The following is a 19,953-nucleotide window of genomic DNA, read 5'->3' on the forward strand; positions in this document are numbered from 1 at the left end:
CTTGGGAACCGGTCGAACACGCGCGGCGGGTTACGGGGCGGTGGCCGTGGGGTTCAAGTTCAGCATGGGCAGGAGACCTTTTAAGTCGCTGTCGAGGATCGTCTTGGGGCCGCTTGTCGAAAGCACTCGCTCCATCGACTCCAGATACATCCGTTGCCGGGTCACTTCGGGAGCTTCTTTGTAGCTCTCGTATTTCGACAGCAGCGCGGCGATCTCACCAGCCGCTTCGGCGCGGCGGCGGGCAGCGTAACCCTCCGCTTCGCGAATCAATTTATCGCTGTTAGCCATCGCCGTCGGAATCATCTTGTTCCGCTCGCGCCGTGCCTCGTTGACCAATTGGTCGCGCTGTTGGATCGACGCGTTGACGTCGTCGAAGGCGGGGCGGACGCGTTCGGGCGGCGTCACGCGTTGCAGCTGCAGATCGACGACCGAAACGCCACATTGGTAGACCGCCAGTTGTTCGGTCATCTCTTCCAACGCCGCCGCAGCGATCTCGTTCCGCTTGCCCGTCAGGATTTCGTCGGCCGAATAATCGCCGACGACGCGGTGCATCGTGCTGCGAGCGACCGCTAGGATCGTATCTTCGACCTGCCGCTCGTTGATACTGAAGACATACTCTTGCGGGTCGGTGACTCGCCAGATGACGGTCCATTCGACCACCGCGGCAAACAGGTCGCCGGTCAGGATCAAGGATTGCTCCTCTTCCATTTTGTTGATCTTCATCTGCTGGCCGCGAGTGCTGGTGTCCTGCGTTCCCGAGGGAAGGCGCAGACTTCGCTCGCTGGTGTCGATCAGGACGCGGCGGTCGATCCAGGGCAATTTGAAGTGCAGCCCAGGGCCGACTTCGCTGTGGTAGCGGCCGAATCGCAGCACGACAGCTCGCTCGTATTCGCGGACCGTATAGACGCCGCTCCAGACGACATAGATTACAAGCATCGCCGCCATCGCGATGATGCCGGTAGAGAGGACTTGGCGGGTAGCTTGGCGGATTTCATCGGGATCAAAATTCTGAGGCACAACTCATTCCAGCAGTTTGCGAGTGGTCAATTGAATGTCCGTTTGCAACGGTCATTCGTCTTCTAGGCCCAATCGCGAGCGATTCAGGGCGCGAAAACTTTGGCGATTTCGGCTAGCGTTTCAGCGCCGAGGATCGCAACAGTAAAAATCCGGCGACGACAAACAGCGAAGCGATGATGCCCCACTGCGTGGTATCCATTTTGTTGTAGTAGTCGGCGAGTTCGCGCGACGCGCCTCGCCACCATTGATTGAAGCTAAAACCGATCAGTAGTTTACCGAGCATAGCAGTTCCTTTCCGATTCGACAGGGATCGCAAGGGAGTCAGATTCTCCATTGCGGCAACCGCAAGATCTGCTTTCCGGGGCTGGGACGGAGTTGAGCTCCACCGCGTGACGGTCAGCAAAAGCTTGGATTTTCCAGGCGAAAACGCTTCTCGCCGGGTTGGACCGGCAGCTGTAAATGCAGTGGTCCAGGGAACCATAGCTTTTGTTGGTAAGAGAAGATGGCTACGATCCAAAAAAATTGCCGACCCACTATTTTCGTTTTTTGAAATGCAGGCTATACTTCGTCCGTCCAAGTGACGATGAGTTAAATCAACGCAAGGACCAAACGCCTTACAAGGCGCGGTAGCTCAATTGGTTAGAGCCCCGGACTGTCGATCCGGAGGTTGCGGGTTCGAGTCCCGTCCGCGTCGCTTCTTCACGTGCTGTGATTTTGCGGCACCTTCTGCGACTGCCAAAGCTGGCAGTTTCAGTTCCCCGGCCATTCCAAACGATGATGATTCCGTTTGAATGGCCCGTCGGAACGCATGCCCCACTCCAGGTCCACGCGATCACGTGGTGCAATCGTATCGTTTAACCGCGGCGGCAACGCCCCGCGCGTTTTGCATGACGCGGGAGATTTGGGGACAGGCACAAAACGGATCGGCCGCGGGCAAATTGCCGGACCGGTGCAAGCCGCGGAGGCGGCGATCGCATATAGCCTGCGGCGCGAGCCGCAGGATCGCGATCGGCCATCATTAAAAAAGCCCCGGCAGGTGGCGACAGGTTGCGCACGTGTGACGCCCCTAACCAGGGCTCGCGCATCGATCGCGTCCGCCGCGACCTACGGTTTGCACCGTAGGCTTTATGCTGCCGCCGCTGCCGCGGCTTAGGATGTGGTTTGTTTAGCGCGAATACGTTACCCAGGCCTGCACTCCGCTCGCGGGGCTCGCTTCGCTTGACCTGGGCTATGCAGAGGATCGGAGCTTCGCCCCTCGGGCAAGTTGCAAGCCGCGGATGCGGCGATCGCATAAAGCCTGCGACGCGAGCCGCAGGATCGCGATCGGCCATCATTAAAAAAGCCCCGGCAGGTGGCGACAGGTTGCGCACGTGTGACGCCCCTAACCAGGGCTCGCGCATCGATCGCGTCCGCCGCGACCTACGGTTTGCACGGTAGGCTTTATGCGGCCGCCGCTGCCGCGGCTTCGGGCATGCTGCTGCGGCTTTGCGGTTTTAGCTCTGGGCTTTGCGGCGGACGACCGGAGGCAACAGGTCGTCGCCGGCGGTGGCGTTTTCGATCGCTTCATCGGTGCTCTCGGGATCGACGCGGCGGCAGATCTCGGTCAGCCGGTCGGCGATGTCGTCCAGGATGTCTTCCCAGGTTTCCGGAGTGCTGCCAAGCGGCGGGATCTCGGCCATCTCGTCGATCAACATGATCAAACGCAACAGGTGTCGGAACAGGATCCCCTCCTGCTTCTGCAGCTTCTTGGCGAGGATGTATTTGTTGAAGTCGCCGTATTCGAGAACCTCCCCCGCGATCCAAACCGGGTTCACACGAACATCGTGCACGCCAGGGACGTCGGAATGGAACATCCGGTACAGTTTGTCGCCGAGCGTTAATACGCGGACCGGTGGTTCGTCGTAATACTTGCGGCCGCGCGGCCCAGAGTCCTCCTCTTCATCATCCCCGCCAGCTCCCAGTTCCTCCGCTGTCGCCAGTCCCAATTTTAACAGTCGCGGATCGAGCACTTCGGTTGCCAGCGGCCCCGGCGGCAGCTCGTCTTTGCCTGGCACGCGGACCGATCGAGCGACGTTGCCGGGGATATCCAGCACGCTTTCCAACGCCAACAGCTTCTCGTTGGTGTCGGCCTTGAGCATGTGGTCGGCCATGTAAACGCCGTACAGTGGATGGATGCTCCGCAACCGGACCAACAGCTCCAACGTCGGCGTCGGCGTGGCGGTCAGCGGTTTGTAGTTCTCGTAGTCGTAGCCTCGCGCGATCGCCGCTTCATCGGGAGCACCGTCGTCGGTAGTGGCTGGTTTGGCCTCTGACTCCGGTTTCGGTTCGGGCTCCATTTGCTGCAGGATCTCGCCGAACAGTCCTTGCGGTTTGGGAGCCTCCGGTTTTTCGCCCGACTGTTTGTCGTTGGCTTGCTTTTTCGGCGTCGGATCGGCGCTAGCGTAGGCTGGTTTGGGATCGAGTTCGATATATTTGGCCGACCACAACACGACCAGCATCCGATTCAGCTGCGTCTGAGCATTCTTGAGCTCTTTGTCGTTCATCAACCGGCGGCCGACAAAATCTCGCAGCGGTTGAATGTCGGACGAATGGCCTAACAGATACGCCATCAGACGCCACGGCATCTGCCCGCGGCTGGCCAGTTTCGCGGGAGCCGCGTTCTGCAGCTGTTCGAACTGCGTTAGGTTCCAATAGGCTTCGTCCTGACGCCGCTTGGGCATCTTCTTCTTCAGCTGTTTCTTGGCTTTCATCAACCCCGGATCTTTGGTGTCCTCGGGAATCTGATCGTACTTCTCTTTCCACCGCAAGATTTTGACATCGTCTTCGTGAGCCAAGGCGAAGACGTGCCCTTCGGTATCGAATTGCGGACGCCCCGCGCGGCCAAAGATCTGGTGAGCCGAACTCGGTTCGACCACTTTCTTCTTCCCCTTGGGACCTTTTAACAGCGACGGTAGCACGACCGATCGCGCGGGCAGGTTGATCCCGGCCGAAAGGGTTTCGGTGCAGACGCAAACGCTCAACAGTTTCTTCTGGAACAGCGACTCCACCAAACGACGGTAGCGCGGCAGGATCCCCGCGTGGTGGATCCCGACGCCTCGCATCAAGATCTGCTTCATCTTCGGGCCGGCTCCTTCGGAGAGATCTTCGGCGTTGAGGATGTTGGCCAGTTCGGTCTTCTGCGCCGCGTCGACCAAACCCTTTCCCTTTAATTGTTCGGCGGTCAGCCAGCAGTGATCGCGATTGAAACAGAAGATCAGTGCCGGCGTCCGCCGCACCTCGGGCGATCCCTCGGTGATCTTCTCGGCAAATTCGCCGATCAATTGATCGTCGACCCACCAGTATTGCAGCGGGATCTTCCGCTCGGTCCCCTGCACCAATCGCAGCCGCCGATTGTGCGACCGGTACAGCCACGAGACGAACTCGACCGAGTTGCCGACGGTGGCACTCAACAGCAGCGTCCGGACATGTTCGGGCAACATCCCGAGAGTCAATTCCCAAACGATGCCGCGCTGCGAGTCGTTGAAGCTGTGGAATTCATCCATCACGACCGAGGTGACGTCGGCAAAGTCGAACGCCTCGCGGTTCAGCAAACGGTTCAGCAGGATCTCGGCGACGACGACCAGGATCGGAGCGTCGGGATTGACGCGGCGGTTGCCGGTGACCAGGCCAACCGATTCGGCGGGATAGCCCCAGCGGACGACCGTCTCCTGCAACTCGACCAGTTTCTGATCGGTCAACGCGATCAGCGGAGTCGTATAATACATCTGCTTCCCCGTCTTCAGGGCCTCGTAGACGGCCGCCTCGGCGATCAGCGTCTTGCCGGTCCCGGTCGGTGCGGCGACGAGAACCCCTTGGGGCTCGGAGAACCACGCCAGCAAAGCCTCCTCTTGAACGGGGTAGGGTTCGTAGGGGAGCAGTTCCAAATATTCGACCGCTAATTGGTCGCGATCGATTGGTGATTCTTGCATCGTGGGTCTCGTGAGTTGATCTGGGGCACGCGACAGACGATACTGCCACGCATCGAATTTAACCAGTCGTGCGTCGCCGAGAACCGGACGGAACTAATGCAACAGGTCAAGATCTTCAAAAGCATCGAAAGCGAATTGGACCAATTGGAGGTCGAGATCAATCGATGGATCGCTCGACTGCATAAAAAAGGGGGCAAGGTCGTCAAGCTCGAGGGGAATATCGCCCCCAAGAGCGGTGGCGGCGGCACCGGACCGATGAGTTCGTTCTCCGCGTCGGACGTGATGGTGATCATTTTATTCGAGATCGATATCGCCTGATTCGACGGCAAAATCGAGTCCAGCTGGCCACTTCAGAAGCTGGCTGTAGGAAATTGTTTTTGGGCGACCAATGCGGCGTAAGTCTCTATCTTGCAACGGATTGGGGATTTGATCGTGCCAACCACTCAGCCGCCTAATTCAAATTCTATTTGCCTTTTTCAGCCCACCCGCCAATCCTGAATATGTTGGGTCGCGATTTACGCGTCGCGACGATTGACTTCCGAGCAGAACAAGCGGTCCACTCTGGTTGGCCCCGGGCCGCTGCTGCCAAACCAGGTTTATCTGAAGGGAGGTGTTCAAGTGGAATATTGCTGTACTTGCCAACGGGGTGGTAACCCGTAGCTCAGCCGGCGGGCTGCCAGCTCAGGCAGCCACCCCACTCGCGAATCACCTTTCGGCCGATCAGCCGATAGCGAATTCGGCAGACAACGGTGTTCGTTATTGAGAACACGAAAAGGTTGTCTCCTGTCGAGTCGCATGGTCCTGAGCGAGATAAAAACTCCCGCCCGTCAGGTTCACCTTGTGCCTGGCGGGCGGGTTTTCTTTTGCGCCCGCCCCCGACGAAGCCGGGAGCGACGGAAAACGAGCCTTGAGCGAATTTTTCGGGAAGGGTGAAGCAACGCGCCTTCACCCGCTCGGCGGAGCCGGGAGGGTCGGAAAACGAGCGTTCAGCGACGTTTTTCGGGGAGGGCCTGCCCGCCGGATCGAACATCAGCGACCGCCGCGCGACTCCCCTCCCCGAACATTGCTTCGCTCGTTCGACCCTCCCCTACAAACTGCGTTTGGGGGCGGGTGAAGCGATGCGCCTTCAACCGCTCGGCGGAGCCGGGAGGTTTGGAAAATCAAGCGTTTAGCCGACAACGGGGCACTCCCTCTCGCAGCAGCGGCAACTGAGTCTATCTAATTGCCATTGCCGCCAGTCCCAAGGTCTCGAATTGTCCTTTCTCTGCGTGTATCATCAAATCCCTCCACAGGCGTTTGCTCTCACCCCAACGATTGCGGCTGCGAGCGTTTCCCCGCCACTCCACAAAAAAATACTCCCACCGATGAATCACCTCATGACACGCTTGACGCTTTGCTTGCATCGCACGCTCCCCCTGTTGTTGACGCTGGTCTGCTGCGCCAGCGTTGGATTAGCTGATGAAAGTTTCCTCAAAGCTCCCGCACACGTAGGAGCTCCGTTGCCCGAGGACCACGCGGTCACCAACCGTGCGTTTCAGGGCATTCCCAGTTTGGCCGTGGCGCCGGGCGGGCGGATGTGGGCGAACTGGTATGCCGGCATCACGCCGGGCGAGGACCACAACAACTACGTCGTCGTCAGCACCTCCGGCGATGGCGGAGCGACATGGAAAGAGGTGTTGATCGTCGATCCCGACGGCAGCGGTCCTGTTCGCGCCTACGATCCCGAGCTGTGGATGGCCCCGGACGGTCGGTTGTTTGTGTTCTGGGCCCAAGCGGTTGGCCACGGCGGCAGCATCGCCGGCGTTTGGTGCGTTTCGACCGATCAACCCGATTCCGAAAACCCGACTTGGAGCGAACCGCAGCGGTTGACCGACGGGATCATGATGTGCAAGCCGACGGTGCTGAGTTCGGGCGAGTGGGTGTTGCCGGCATCGACGTGGCGGGAGACCGATGAAAGTGCCCGAATGATTGTTTCGGAAGACCAAGGGAAAACGTGGTCGTTGCGCGGTGCCTGCAATGTGCCGGTGAAAGACCGCCAGTTTGATGAGCACATGTTTGTCGAACGCAAAGACGGTTCGCTGTGGATGCTGGTCCGTACCAATTACGGAATCGGGCAATCGGTTTCCAAAGATCGCGGCAAAACCTGGCCCGAACTGACGCCTTCGACGATCCAGCATCCGAGCGCTCGCTTTTTTGTGCGTCGATTGGCGTCGGGGAATCTGTTGTTAGTAAAACACGGTCCGGTCGACCGGCGGACGGGACGATCGCACTTGATGGCGTTTGTCTCCAGCGACGATGGCGCCAGTTGGAGCGGAGGGTTGTTGTTGGATGAGCGCGGTGGCGTCTCGTATCCCGATGGACAGCAGACCGCCGACGGGATGATCCATATCGTTTACGACTTCAGCCGCACCGATGCACGCCAAATCCTGACGGCTCATTTTCGCGAACAGGATGTCGCTGCCGGACGCGATGTCAGCGGCGACGTTCGTTTGCGGCGAGTCGTCAGCCAAGCCTCTGGTGGGAAAGAGAAACCTCCGGTTACCGTGCGAGCTAATCCCGATGGCGTGCCGTTGAGCAAAAGCAAGAAGGGCCAATTGACTGGTGGATCGTTCACCGCGCAACCGTTTGTTGGCGGCGTCAAGCTCTTCACCGATCGTGGCTATACCGCTGCCGAATTGCCAGCCGGTTTGCCCGAGGTTTCTTTCCTGAAGGTGCCGCTGGATGGAGAGAAAACGGTCACGTGTGAGGCTGCGGGAACGGTTTGGTTCCTCACGCCAGCGCCGGATCGCAACAGGGATTCTCAGTCGAAGCGTTTGATCGAACAAGGCTTCCGAGCTGTCGCGAATCCCGAAATCCGACTCTTCGATCCAAAATCGCCCGCCAATTTCTGCACGCTGTATCAAAAGGATTGCTCCCAAGGGGAGACGATTAAATTTGGCAAATGGGCGGTCCCGGTCTTCTATCGCTAATGAAGACGATGGCGACCGACAGACCTTCCTATTGCGAACCTCTATTTGATTTGCTGTGTAAATCCTCCTTGAAGCATTTGTTTTCGGAACGTGAGACCTTTCGACACGCTCGCGTTTTGTGCGCCGCGATGGTTGCGGTTTCGTGTTTTGTTATGGGGTGTGGCAGCAATCAAGAATTTCCATCGCGACCGCTGACGTTGATCTGCCCTTGGTCGGCGGGAGGTGGCACCGATCGGATCGCGCGGCAGGTGGCGGTGCAGTTGGAAGAAGAGCTGGGTGTTCCGGTGAACGTTGTCAACGCAACCGGTGGTGGCGGCGTGACGGGGCATTCTCGCGGTGCGTTGGCCAGTCCCGATGGATACACGCTGACGCTTGCGACGGTCGAATTAAACATGCTGCATCATCGCGGCTTAAGCGCCGTGGGGCCCGACGACTACCAACCGCTGGGATTGCTGAACCGCGATCCGGCGGCGCTGTTCGTTCACAAGCGTTCCGACTGGCACAGCTTGGCCGATGTGGACGCCGCGTTGGCCGAGAGAGCTGAACCGATGAACGCTTCCGGCACCGCAGCGGGTGGAATTTGGCATGCCGCTCTGATCGGCTGGGTCGCCCAGTGCGGGTTGCCAAGCGAATCGGTGAACTGGATTTCGATTAACGGTGCGGCCCCGTCGCTGCAAGAGCTGATGGCCGGCGGCATCGATCTGGTCTGCTGTTCGATCCCCGAAGCCCGTGCGATGCTCGATGCTGGCGAGATCCGCTGTCTCGGACTGATGGCCGACGAGCGATCTCCTGCGGCTCCCGACGTGCCGACGTTTCGCGAGCAGGGAGACGATTGGAGTCTATCCAGTTGGCGCGGCCTGTTGTGCCCACGCGGCGTGCCGCCAGAGCGGGTAGCGGTGCTGGAAGCTGCAGTCGACAGACTCTCTCGCAGTCCGAAATTCGCGGAGTTCATGGACTCTGGCGGGTTTCAGACGTCGATCGCCGACGCGTCGGAATTTACGGAGTTCTTGAGTCGATCGGATCGGCAATTTGCCGAGACGCTCGGCAGCCCCGCGTTTGTCCAATCGCAAACAGCGGTGGTCCGTCCCTATTTCTTTCCGATCTGCTTGGGGATTCTGGGGCTGATCTTTGTCGTTCCGGCTTGCCGCAGCCAAGCCGCGGTTGCAACCGAACCGTCGGTGGCGGAGGAAAGCGACGACAGTTCGTGGTCGCGTTGGATTCGCCCGGCCGTTGTGATCTTGGCGGTGACGGCTTTTGTCGCGACCTGTGAAACGATTGGTTATGTGTTGGCAACCGCCGCGCTGATGTGGCTTCTTGTGATCGTCTTTGGTGCGACGCGGCGACAGACCGTCGGAGTCACGCTGTTGGCCGCACCGCTGCTGTATCAATTGTTCGCTCGGACGTTGGGCGTTCCGTTGCCCTGGGGGTGGCTGGGGTGGTAGATATCGGAGCATTCACCGAAGCCGCGACGCAGGTCTTTTCCCGCGGCGATGTCTGGTTGATCGTGATCGCTGCGGCGCTCTACGGCGTATTTGTCGGCGCGATTCCCGGGCTGACGGCAACGATGGCGGTGGCGTTGTTCGTGCCGATGGCCTATTGGTTGGATCCGATCGCGGCGATCGCGGCGATCATCACGATGGCCGCTTGTGCGATCTTCGCTGGCGATCTGCCGACGGTGCTGTTGCGGATTCCCGGCACGCCCGCGTCGGCAGCTTATGTCGACGACGCTTACGCATTTACGCGTCGCGGCGAAGCGCAACGCGTCTTGCGTTTGGGACTGGTCTGCAGCGTGATCGGCGGAATCTTTGGGGCGATCGCGATGATGATGCTGGGCGGCTGGCTCGCTCAAGCCGCGGGTTGGTTCTCCGTCACCGAGTACTTTTGGTTGTTCCTGATCGGACTGACGTGTGCAGTGATCGTCGCCGAGGGCCCTCGCAGCAAAGCGGTTTTGAGCCTGTTGTTGGGGTTGTTCTTTTCGACGATCGGGCTGAGTGCGGCGCATCAAGAACCTCGCTTCACGCTGGGGATCGCTTCGCTCTATTCTGGGATCTCCTTTATCCCCGCGATGATCGGACTGTTTGGAATGTCCGAAGTGCTGCTGAATCTTGTTGGCGGAGCTGCGCCGGCCAAGCCACGTCCGCCAGTCGCGCCGACGTTGCAACGATCCACAAATTCGCTGGCTCTCACTTTGCAAGAGATCGGCGACCGTCTGCGGCGACGGAAAATGTCGACGTTGCGGTCCGGAGGGATTGGCGTTCTGATTGGGATGCTTCCCGGTGCCGGATGCGACATCGCGTCGTGGGTTGCGTTTGCTGCATCGCGGCGGATGCAGCAGAAAGCTCAGGCGGTCACTGGCGACGAGGGCGAAGTCGAATCGCAGCGTCGCTCGCTCGATTCGATCGGCGATGCAACGACGGCCAACAACGCTTCGCTGGCAGGCAGCTGGATTCCGGCATTGGTCTTCGGCATCCCGGGCGATTCGATCACCGCGATCGTGATCGGCGTCTTGATGATGAAGAACCTGACGCCGGGGCCTCAGATTTTCGATGAACAACTGCCGCTGGTCTATTCGATCTACCTGCTGTTTATCCTCGCCAACCTGGTCCTGCTGCCTGTCGGTTTGTTGGCGATTCGTGTCAGCGGGACGATCGTGCAGATTCCAAAAGCTGTCTTGTTTCCGTTGATCGTCGCGTTTTGTGTCACAGGTTCGTATGCGCTCAATGGCAGCCTGTTCGATGTGTTAACGATGTTGGCGATGGGCATCTTGGGCTTTGTCTTGGTCCGGCTGCGGATGCCAACGGCCCCGGTCGTGCTGGGGATCATCTTGGGCGGACCGCTGGAAGAACGCTTGGTTCAATCGCTAACCGCAGCCAACGGGAACATCGCTGGCCTCGTCCAACGCCCACTCTCGATCGCCTTGGCCACACTGTTTGTAATCCTCGTCGGATCGATGCTCGTCGAATCCTTCCGCCGCCGTGATCGCCAAGCGACGTGAATTTGATTTGCTTCGCCGGTTCGCGGCCCCTTTCAAGCTCTATGTGGGAGGGTGAAGTGTTAGGAAACTTCACCCGCCCGGCGAAGCAGGTAGGGTCGGAAAACAAGCGTTTAGCGAGTTTTTCGGGGCGGGCCTACCACTAGGTTAGACCGGCCCGAATTTGCCGGGCGTCGCCCCTCCCCGAACTTCGCTTCGCTCGTTCGACCCTCCCCTACCAAACTTCGTTTGGGGGAGGGTGACGTTATCAGTGCTTCACGCGGCGAAGCTGAAGGGAGCGATGAGAGAGCGCTTAGCCGGCGAGGCTGGGGTCGGTGAGGTCGTTTTCGGCAAAACCTTTGTTGCGCAGCAGGCAGGCGTCGCAGTGGCCACAAGGCTGGCCGTCGGCGGGATCGTAACAGCTGAGCGTCAGGCCGTAGTCGACGCCTAACTTGAGTCCCTGGGCGATGATCTCTGCTTTGGTCAAATCGATCAGCGGCGCGTGGATCTTGATCGCATCGCCATCGGATTCGACGCCAACTTTGGTCGCCAAGTTGGCGAGCCGTTGGAACTGTTCGATAAACGTGGGGCGACAGTCGGGATATCCGCTGTAGTCCAATGCGTTGACGCCGATGTAGATGTCGCGGGCGTCGAGCGTTTCGGCCCAGGCAAGGGCCAGCGACAGGAAGACCGTATTGCGAGCGGGGACGTAGGTGACCGGGATCGCATCGTCGATCTGGTCGATCGAATCGTGTTTGGGGACCGCGATCTCGCTGGTCAGGGCCGATCCGCCGAACTGCCCCAAGTTGATGTCGACGACGACATGCTTGGCGACGCCTAGATGATCCGCGACGCGGCGGGCGCAATCGAGTTCGTTTTCGTGACGCTGGCCGTAACGGAAACTGATCGCATGCGGATCGAAGCCATCGCGGCGAGCGATCGCTAGGCAGGTGGCGGAATCGAGTCCACCGGACAGGAGGACAACGGCTGGTTTCGTCATTTGCACTGCTTTCTAAAACGCGTCGTGATTCGATCAGCGAGCGGGCGAGGCATCGGCGGCGTATCGCTGCAGATACTTTTTCACTTTCAGTTTCCGCGCCGTGTTCTCGCTGCTCATAAAACGTATCTTGCCGAAAACATCTCGTTCTTGCCAGGCGCGGTCGTAACGCCCCAGCACCCAAAAGATGCCCGAATACGAATTCGGATCGCGACCATCGACAGCGTATTTGTTGTTCAATTCAAGCATCACCTGCAACGCGACCTGCGGTGTGGGGGTCCATTCCAAAATCTTCTTGCCCCACAACATCCGCAGATAATTGTGCATCCGCCCCTCGCGAACCAATTGCCGCTGAGCTGCGTTCCAGAGATCGTCGTGCGTTTTTGCAGCTTCGAATTGCTCTAGCGAGTAGATGAACTCACGCTCGTCGTCAGCGTGTTCTCCCAGCGTCTGTTGAGCCCAATCGGGGAGCGATTCGTAGCGATCGTAGTCGCGGCGGTGGACGCAAAAGTTGAAACCGACCTCGCGCCATGTGATCAATTCGTCCAGGAAGCTCTCCGCCTCTTCGCTCATTCCCCACCACCCCTCGCGCGATCCGCTCGCTTTCGCAGCCAAGCGATCGGGAGACCATTGTTCGCGCTCGACGATGGCGGCAAAGACATCGTGCGTCGAGATCTGGCCAAAGTGCAGGTAGGGCGACAGACCGCTGGACGCGTCGGATTCGGGTTGGTTGCGACCCTCACCGTATCGCGGCAGGCGTTGCGAAATGAATGAATCGAGCGTCGCCGCGACGGCGACAGAACCTCCGTCGAACGCAGCAGGTCCGACGTCGTGGTCGATCGGCAGCGCGGACAACTGTTCCGGCGAAGCTTGCAACAGTGTATCGGTTGCCTCGGGCCAACGCTCGAGAATCGCATCGGGGATCGGCGGGGGGGGGGACAATCGGAAGCCTTGCAGCGGCGCCAGCTTGGGCATCTCGCTCAAATGCGGCTTCAGATTCTTTTGCAGGAAGCGACGGAAATCGTGCGCTCTGGCAAAGACTTTTTCGGTGGCACGGATCGGCAACAGGCCGTTGGAATCGACAGCTTGCATCGCCACATCGACCTGCCGTGAGACCAACCGCAACATCGCGGGGATGAAGAAGCAGGGAAAGTCATCGGTCACGATCGCACAGGCGTCGCGGGCGAACTGTTGGATCAAACCTCGCCCATCGCCGACGCTTGGTTCGACGTAGGCGTAGTAGCGGAGATTGGCATCGGCCAAGGCAGCGCGGTTGTCGGCCATCCCTTGCACGACGAAGCGGTGCAGGCGGTCGCTGGCCCAGGGGTAATCGCAACGCAAGGCTTCGAGCACGATCAGCGGCCGGCCGAGTTCTTGCGCGAGAGACGCCGCGTGTTGCAGCGAGAAGTTATAGCGAGTCCGCCGGTTGGCGATCATCCAATAGAGGACAAACTGTCCGTCGGGGCGGACCGATTTCGCGTTGAGGTCGCGGATGCGCAGTTCGGGGATGCGAGTCATTCAAGGCTTTCGGGACAAGAGTTAGTCGCCTTTCGCAGCGCGAAAGTGCGTTGGTCGTGCGCACTTTCGCGGAGCGAAAGGCGACCATCTGCTTGCCTCGCTAAACAATCACTGCATCAAGCGGGCGGCGTCGATGGCAAAGTAGGTCAGGATTCCGTCGGCCCCGGCTCGCTTGAAGGCGAGCAAACTTTCGAGGACGACTTGTTCTCTAGCTAACCAACCGCACTGGATCGCCGCTGATAACATCGCATATTCGCCACTCACCTGATAAGCAAACGTCGGGACCGAAAACGTATCCTTCACGCGGTGGACGACATCCAGATACGGCATCCCCGGTTTGACCATCACCATGTCGGCTCCTTCAGCCAAATCCAACGCGACCTCATGGAGCGCTTCGTCGGTGTTAGCCGGATCCTGTTGGTAGGTCTTCTTGTCGCCACCGGCCAGGTTCTTGCCCGAACCGACAGCTTCGCGGAACGGACCGTAGAAGGCCGACGCGTATTTGGCGGCGTACGACATGATCTGGGTGTCGTGCAGGTTGGCTTGGTCGAGATGTTTGCGGATCGCGCCGATCCGGCCGTCCATCATGTCGCTCGGCGCGATCACGTCGCAACCGGCTTGAGCTTGTACGATCGCTTGCTGGCACAAGACTTCGATCGTTTCATCGTTGACGACGTAGCCATCTTTCAAAAGCCCATCGTGCCCGTGACTGCTGTAGGGATCCAGTGCGACGTCGCAGATGATCCCCAGTGAATCGCCAACTTTCGCTTTGACAGCGCGGACCGCGCGGCAGACAAGGTTCTCCGGATTGATCGCCTCTTCGGCTCCAGGCGTCTTCTTATCCGAAGGGGTGACGGGGAACAGAGCCATCGCGGGGATACCCAGTTCAACCGCCTCGGCGGCGCTTTGGACCAGCAGATCGATCGACAACCGCTCGACGCCCGGCATCGAAGCGATCGGTTGGCGGACGTTCTCTCCGTCGACAACAAAGACGGGCCAGATCAAATCGTTGGGGGTGAGTCCGTTTTCGCGGACCAATCGTCGCGACCAATCGAATCGGCGGACGCGTCGCATGCGCGTGGTCGGATATTCACCGCGTGGAGACATGATGGTTTCCTATGGCTGCAGTTTCAAAGTTGAGTGTTATGGAGGGGGGCCGATACCGGCCGAATTGCGGAGCGAGCAAAATGAAATCTCAATTTCCCCACTAGCTTGCCCAATCTCCATTGATTGAGTTTCGCGATTCCGCAAGATTGGAACAACGATTGTGTGGGCATCGCTCGCAGCGATCCTTTAAGATGACAGGACAAACTTAATTCGTCGACCGCTGAGTCGGCAACTTTGGAGCGGATCGTTTATGTTTGGCTGGCGATTACTTACGATTGCTGCGATCGCAATCACAAGCTGTCTGCTTCCGCGCCAGTTGAGCAGTGCGGGGACGGGCAGTCGGCCGGCTGAGAACCGCGGCAGCGATCTGCGGATCGCCGCGCCAGACATCAGCTCCGCCGGATGGAAACCGATGGTTGAACTTGTCGGTTTGCTCGGCTGGGTGCCTCGAAACGGAACCGCAACCTACCACAATGACGGGGGGCAGATCGTCGGCCGGTCGGTTGTTGGCAGCCCGACGTCGCTGCTGTGCACCGAAAAGGAATACGCCGATTTCGAGCTGACGTTTGAGGTCCTGTTGGACGACAAATTGAACTCGGGCGTCCAGGTCCGTTCGTTCAGCAAGAAAGATGTTAACGGCGGACGCGTTTGCGGGCCGCAGATCGAGATCGAAGCGCTGTCGGACGATCCGAACAATGCTTGCGAATCGGGCTACATCTACAGCGAGGGGACTGGCCGTGGATGGTTGAGCGAAAATCGGATCGTCGACGACGTGATGATCAACGGCCAGTGGAATCGATTTGTGATCCGCGTCGTTGGACCGCGAATTCAGACTTGGGTCAACGGCCGCAAAGTCGAAGATCTATTGGACGAGAACTCACCCGCAACCGGCTTCATCGGCTTGCAAGTCCACAGCGTTCCCAACGGCACTCCGCCGCTGGAAGTCCGCTGGCGCGACCTGCGAATCCGCGAACTTCCCACCGGCGGCTGAGTTTGCGCGGGTGGCCACTCGACTCCGCCGAGCGCCTTTCTTCAATAGCTTCGTAGACCAACAAACGGTCCACGCCACCAAAGCAGCAAGCAACAACTCAACTCCCTCCTAAACAACCGACGTCGTAATTCCCGCGTCTTCGTTGATCTGGCCGATCAATTCATCCAACACGCGGGCGGAGTCTTCGTGGGCGACCTGGCAGGTTCCGGCCGCGGTGTGCCCGCCGCCGTTGTACTTCAGGCACAGCTCGCCAACATCGGTGCTGCAGCTGCGGTCGAAGATCGATTTGCCGATCGTAAAGACAGTATTCTGCTGCATCTTGCCCCACAGCACATGCATCGAGATATTGCACTGTGGGAACAGCGAATAGATCGTAAATCGGTTGGTAGCATAGATCGTCTCTTCGTCGCGAAGGTCCAATACGATCAAGTTCCCATAGACTGTCGAACAGCGTCGAATCTGGTCTTTTGCCAATTTCTCATGGGCGCGATAAATGTCGACTCGCTCTTGAACATCGGGGAGCGCTAGGATCTGTTGAATCGAATAGTTTTTGCAACAATCGATCAATTCCATCATCAAGTGATAGTTCGAAATTCGGAAGTCATGGAAGCGGCCCAGGCCGGTGCGGGCATCCATCAGGAAGGAGAGCAATCCCCAACCGCTTGGATTTAGAACCTCTTCGAGGTCAAATTTCGCGGAGTCGGCTTTGTCGACAGCCAGCATCATATCGTCGCTGATCTCGGGAAAACGCTGCTTGCCGCCGTAGTAGTCGTAGACCACGCGGGCCGCCGAATCGGCATGCGGAACCAAAATGTAGTCCTCGCTACCAACATCTTCGTTTCGCGTCGCTTCGCTCGCATGGTGATCGAAGCACAGATGGCAACCTTTGACGTACGGAAGGTTCGTCAAAATGTCGTTATCGGTGACCTCGATGATGCCATCCTGCATATCCTTGGGATGGACAAATTTGATGTCGCCGAGAATTCCCATCTCTTTGAGTAGGATGGCGCATACCAATCCGTCGAAGTCGCTGCGAGTCAATAATCGATACTGTTTCTTGGACGTTGCCATCGGGGACGCCTTGTTGGGGAGTTGCCGCGGTTGGATGAAATTGCGGTTGCCAGCGAAAGCTCTGCGTGGAATGCCGCCACAACTTTATAGATCACCAGGAGGCATAGGGAAGCTTTGCTTTGGTGCGGCTGTGTAAGAAACTCTTGCTCGGTTCGGGTATTACCGGTTGTAGAGAACGGTTGCCGTAGATTTGTCTCGTCTGACACCGATGGTGACCGGACGCAGGTGTGCGAAAACTCAACAGGTATCGCTGGAGCCGCCGGTGTTATTGAGCCCGGTCGGATCGCTGCATCGATCAACGTTTTCGAAGGCGGAATTTTTTACCTCCGCAAGCGAAGTCAGCTGGATTGAGCGGGCGAGTTGTCCAGAGGAAGTTCTCGTTTCTTGCCGACAAACGTGACTGCCATCAGCGGTTCGTCGTGGCTGATCGATACGGTGTCGAAGTATTTGTTGGCGGCGGGCAACAGCGTTTCGGAGAAGTCTTGGCGAAAGACTTTGTTGGCAAAAGAGATCGTTGCTTTTTGATAAACTCGCCGCAACCAAGGCTGTTCGGTCGGGACGTACATATCCAACAACAGTAACCGCCCGCCTGGTTTCAGCGCTTTCCAGATCCCCTGTAGCGCCGGGTCGAATTGGTCGGTGGAGAGAACGCCCAACGAATACGACGCGATGACGACATCGACCTCCTCTTGGATCGGCAGATCCAAACCGTCTCGCAATAGAAAGTGATACTTCAGCACGTCGCTTGGTTTGCAACAGGCGACCGCGCGTTTGGCCATCGATGGCGAAGAATCGACAGCGTAGATCGTTCCTCCGTCGCGGAGCCAGGGATACAACAGTCGCAAGCTCAATCCGGTGCCACAGCCCCAATCGAGAACCGTCGCGCCGGGTTGCAGCCCCAGCCCTTCAATCGCATTTGCTTTTAAAACCTCTTCTTTGCGCATCGTCAAAGACAAATGCAGCATGTCATAGAACGCGCCGCCAATTCGATATATCTGCATCGAGGGTAATCCCTTGGAATAATTAGCTGGCCATCGCTGGCCCTGACCTTATAACAACTTCAAAGTTTTGATGATCGACAACAATTCGCGGATTGAATTGCCCTGCGTACTGCTCAGATAGACCGGCTTCGCCACGCCACCAAATTTCTTCTTGTGAACCGCGTTTCCTTTAAAGGGATACAGAAAGTTCAGGTGCTCGTAAGCAAAGCCAAGTGAGAAGTTGGCAAGGCGGCTGTGTCGGTATTGTTCTTGCAAACCGTAGAGCGGTGAGAAGCCGAGCGAGACGTATTCGATCTCCGCTTCAGCAAACTGTTTGATCGCTTCTAAAACACAAAATGCGCTGGTGCCATGAGGAGCCTGGGCGCAGATCCGATCGAGATTGTGGTAGTAGCCGACGATCTTTTTGTTGCGGTAGATCGGGTCGAAGCTGGTCATTCCGATCAATTCGCCCCGTTGTCGGGCGGTCAGGAAATAAACATCCTCTTCGTCGCGACCTTGAAAGGGCCTCATCAACAGCGTGAATTCTCGGCCGCTGCGATTCTTTAGCCAGGCGTCGGAAAGCGATCGGATCTCCGCGGGATCGACGTCCGAAATCTTGCAGTGCTCGACAACCACCTGCTCGCGTTGGCACTTGTTGCGCCACTGCCGCAACTTGCTGCGCAGCTTTCCATCGAGACTAAAACCATCGATCGGCAACTCCGTTTCGATACCAAAACAGTTCACCTGCAATCCCATCCCTTCCAAGACGCTTGCGTAATGTTGATCGACCTGCAAAAAGATCGCTTTGGGATGTTGCGCCAAAAACGCTTGCGTGATCGCTCGATAGTCGGCCGGGTCGCAGACGGGATTCGAGAGGATCATCTTGCGACCGGTGAGTGCCAGTACCGGATGGCGGAAGCTTTGGTAGGCGATGTAGCCTTTCTCTTCGTCGATGAAGTACTCCAGCCCGGGCTGCAATGTGGAGTAGCCGACACATCGCTCCCCAAAGCGTTTCAGGAAGTCGACGAGAAGATCTCGCTGCTGTCGTGGAGAGGCTTGGGATTCCACAGGATGCGTCGCGTCCAAGTTTTGCATCACTGCACTCATGGTAAAGGTCCCAATACAGTTTCTCGAGCGACAGTCGCCGACGGCGCTACCGTGGGTTGCGACTTTTCCGACGCCTGCGGCGAGCGTTTGCCGCTGAGGGTTTCGATTGGCGCCAACAACGGCGCGGCGGGTAGAAACCAACGTTGGAACATCCACAACAACGGCCGAAACAGATTGCGTCCCTTGATATAGATACTTAACGGAATCTGCCGGCAACCGAGTCGGGCTTTAAATGTATCGCCGTTTTGGCCGACGTTGATTCGCGATACGTGCTGGCGAAATCCAACGTCCAAATCGGAAAACATGATGTTGAAATAGAGATGTGCCTGATCATTCAATGAATAGTCGATGCCACAGAACATCATCTGGAATACATCGTCACCTTTGAGCGAGCAGGAGACGGCGACAAGGCGTTCGGATTGGTAGATGAAGGTGAAGTGAGCGGCATCGCCAAATTGACGGGCCAGTTCACGAAAGAACTCTGCCGGCAGCGTTTCCAATCTCGAATGCGATTTCCCCAAAACAGCCAGGTACAATCGATGGGCTTCGTCGGTAAAACGCTCGATCGCTTCGGGCCCACCCGGCAGTTGAATCAACTGGCAACCGGTGTCGCGCAAACGACGCCGCGACTGACGAATGCTCGACCGACTGCGCGAACTGCGGGCGGCGAGGTAGTCGTCGAAACTATCAAATGCGAGTTCCAAACGATTCATCGGCAGACTGTCGGCTTTGTAGTACCGGTACTGCCGACTGAATTGATCCGCCCAGTCGCTATCGGTCTGTTCGAACTCCTTGATCACGATCAATCCCACCGCTTCTCGGCGGGCGATTGTCGCGAGGGCGTCGTCCATCAAGCGGACAACCTCTTGGTGATTGGTGTCGGGCAGCATCACCAGGCCACGCTGGCCGGCGGAGACTGGCAAACCAGCAAAGACAATTTTCAGAAACAAAAACGACGGCAGCACCCGTCGCACAAAACCGATGACCGTTTGTAACGGTCCACCGGTTAAGACGCCTGCGTCGACGCGGTATCGCGAAATGCAAGAGATCGCGACCGGGCGTTTTCCATCGTAGAAAACGACAGGCCAACAGCGAGTGTCGGCCGCCATCGATGTCTCGACGACACGGATGAAACGGAGATCGCAAAACGGATCTCCGACGCGCTGCTGCACCGAGTTCCAGGCTTCCACGGGGACCGCATCGGCGGAATCGAAGATGCGATAGTGAAACCCGATCGTTTCGTTTGTCACGGATAGC

Annotated in this window: 15 protein-coding genes and 1 tRNA gene; 6 read left to right on the forward strand and 10 right to left on the reverse strand. The window is 58.2% G+C overall.

The window, feature by feature from the left end:
• Positions 1–30: 30 nt before the first annotated feature.
• Together hflK and CA51_RS25650 are read right to left on the reverse strand one after the other, a co-directional pair.
• Positions 31–1,017, reverse strand: coding sequence for an FtsH protease activity modulator HflK (hflK, locus tag CA51_RS04820; protein ID WP_145118290.1), 987 nt, complete (start codon positions 1,015–1,017; stop codon positions 31–33).
• Between the two features lie 112 nt (positions 1,018–1,129).
• Positions 1,130–1,300, reverse strand: a complete 171-nt coding sequence (locus CA51_RS25650; RefSeq protein WP_197451598.1) for a hypothetical protein — start codon at positions 1,298–1,300, stop codon at positions 1,130–1,132.
• A gap of 337 nt (positions 1,301–1,637) precedes the next feature.
• On the opposite strand from CA51_RS25650, the gene CA51_RS04825 reads away from it, so the two are divergent.
• Positions 1,638–1,711: transfer RNA gene (locus CA51_RS04825), tRNA-Asp, on the forward strand.
• Positions 1,712–2,510: 799 nt separating this feature from the next.
• Here the strand turns inward: CA51_RS04825 and CA51_RS04830 are convergent.
• Entirely contained in the window at positions 2,511–4,985 is a 2,475-nt protein-coding gene (locus tag CA51_RS04830) for a DEAD/DEAH box helicase (RefSeq protein ID WP_145118292.1), read from the reverse strand.
• Positions 4,986–5,081: 96 nt separating this feature from the next.
• On the opposite strand from CA51_RS04830, the gene CA51_RS04835 reads away from it, so the two are divergent.
• The 4 genes from CA51_RS04835 (at position 5,082) to CA51_RS04850 (ending at position 10,949) form a co-directional block, all read left to right on the forward strand.
• A complete protein-coding gene (locus CA51_RS04835; RefSeq protein ID WP_145118294.1) occupies positions 5,082–5,303 on the forward strand; it encodes a hypothetical protein in 222 nt (73 codons plus the stop codon).
• 1,058 nt (positions 5,304–6,361) lie between these two features.
• Positions 6,362–7,954 carry a sialidase family protein gene (locus CA51_RS04840; protein ID WP_145118296.1) on the forward strand — a complete coding sequence of 531 codons (1,593 nt, stop codon included), beginning with the start codon at positions 6,362–6,364 and terminating at the stop codon, positions 7,952–7,954.
• Between the two features lie 68 nt (positions 7,955–8,022).
• Positions 8,023–9,396 carry a tripartite tricarboxylate transporter substrate-binding protein gene (locus CA51_RS04845; protein WP_197451599.1) on the forward strand — a complete coding sequence of 458 codons (1,374 nt, stop codon included), beginning with the start codon at positions 8,023–8,025 and terminating at the stop codon, positions 9,394–9,396.
• On the forward strand, positions 9,390–10,949 hold the full coding sequence (locus tag CA51_RS04850) for a tripartite tricarboxylate transporter permease (RefSeq protein WP_197451600.1): 1,560 nt from the start codon (positions 9,390–9,392) through the stop codon (positions 10,947–10,949). Before CA51_RS04845 ends, CA51_RS04850 begins: the two co-directional genes overlap by 7 nt.
• Before the next feature lie 289 nt (positions 10,950–11,238).
• Here CA51_RS04850 and queC read toward each other — a convergent pair whose 3' ends face one another.
• The 3 genes from queC to hemB all read right to left on the reverse strand — a co-directional run bounded on the left by queC (position 11,239) and on the right by hemB (position 14,547).
• Complete coding sequence (queC, locus tag CA51_RS04855) at positions 11,239–11,925, reverse strand: 7-cyano-7-deazaguanine synthase QueC (RefSeq protein WP_145118302.1); 687 nt, start codon at positions 11,923–11,925, stop codon at positions 11,239–11,241.
• Positions 11,926–11,958: 33 nt separating this feature from the next.
• Positions 11,959–13,440: a deoxyribodipyrimidine photolyase gene (locus tag CA51_RS04860; protein WP_145118304.1), complete on the reverse strand. Its 1,482-nt coding sequence runs from the start codon at positions 13,438–13,440 to the stop codon at positions 11,959–11,961.
• Positions 13,441–13,548: 108 nt separating this feature from the next.
• On the reverse strand, positions 13,549–14,547 hold the full coding sequence (gene hemB / locus CA51_RS04865; protein WP_145118306.1) for a porphobilinogen synthase: 999 nt from the start codon (positions 14,545–14,547) through the stop codon (positions 13,549–13,551).
• 250 nt (positions 14,548–14,797) lie between these two features.
• Between hemB and CA51_RS04870 the strand changes: the two genes are divergently transcribed.
• A complete protein-coding gene (locus tag CA51_RS04870; RefSeq protein WP_145118308.1) occupies positions 14,798–15,538 on the forward strand; it encodes a 3-keto-disaccharide hydrolase in 741 nt (246 codons plus the stop codon).
• Positions 15,539–15,646: 108 nt separating this feature from the next.
• Here CA51_RS04870 and CA51_RS04875 read toward each other — a convergent pair whose 3' ends face one another.
• The 4 genes from CA51_RS04875 to CA51_RS04890 form a co-directional block, all read right to left on the reverse strand.
• The gene (locus CA51_RS04875) at positions 15,647–16,609 is read right to left on the reverse strand and encodes a DHH family phosphoesterase (RefSeq protein ID WP_145118310.1); all 963 of its coding nucleotides are present in this window, start codon (positions 16,607–16,609) and stop codon (positions 15,647–15,649) included.
• Positions 16,610–16,947: 338 nt separating this feature from the next.
• The gene (locus CA51_RS04880) at positions 16,948–17,610 is read right to left on the reverse strand and encodes a class I SAM-dependent methyltransferase (RefSeq protein ID WP_145118312.1); all 663 of its coding nucleotides are present in this window, start codon (positions 17,608–17,610) and stop codon (positions 16,948–16,950) included.
• A 48-nt stretch (positions 17,611–17,658) separates the two neighbouring features.
• Positions 17,659–18,684: a DUF2156 domain-containing protein gene (locus CA51_RS04885; RefSeq protein ID WP_197451601.1), complete on the reverse strand. Its 1,026-nt coding sequence runs from the start codon at positions 18,682–18,684 to the stop codon at positions 17,659–17,661.
• Positions 18,685–18,692: 8 nt separating this feature from the next.
• The gene (locus CA51_RS04890) at positions 18,693–19,946 is read right to left on the reverse strand and encodes a GNAT family N-acetyltransferase (protein ID WP_145118316.1); all 1,254 of its coding nucleotides are present in this window, start codon (positions 19,944–19,946) and stop codon (positions 18,693–18,695) included.
• Positions 19,947–19,953 lie beyond the last annotated feature (7 nt).

It is taken from the genome of Rosistilla oblonga, from assembly GCF_007751715.1.
Classification (GTDB): Bacteria; Planctomycetota; Planctomycetia; order Pirellulales; family Pirellulaceae; genus Rosistilla; species Rosistilla oblonga.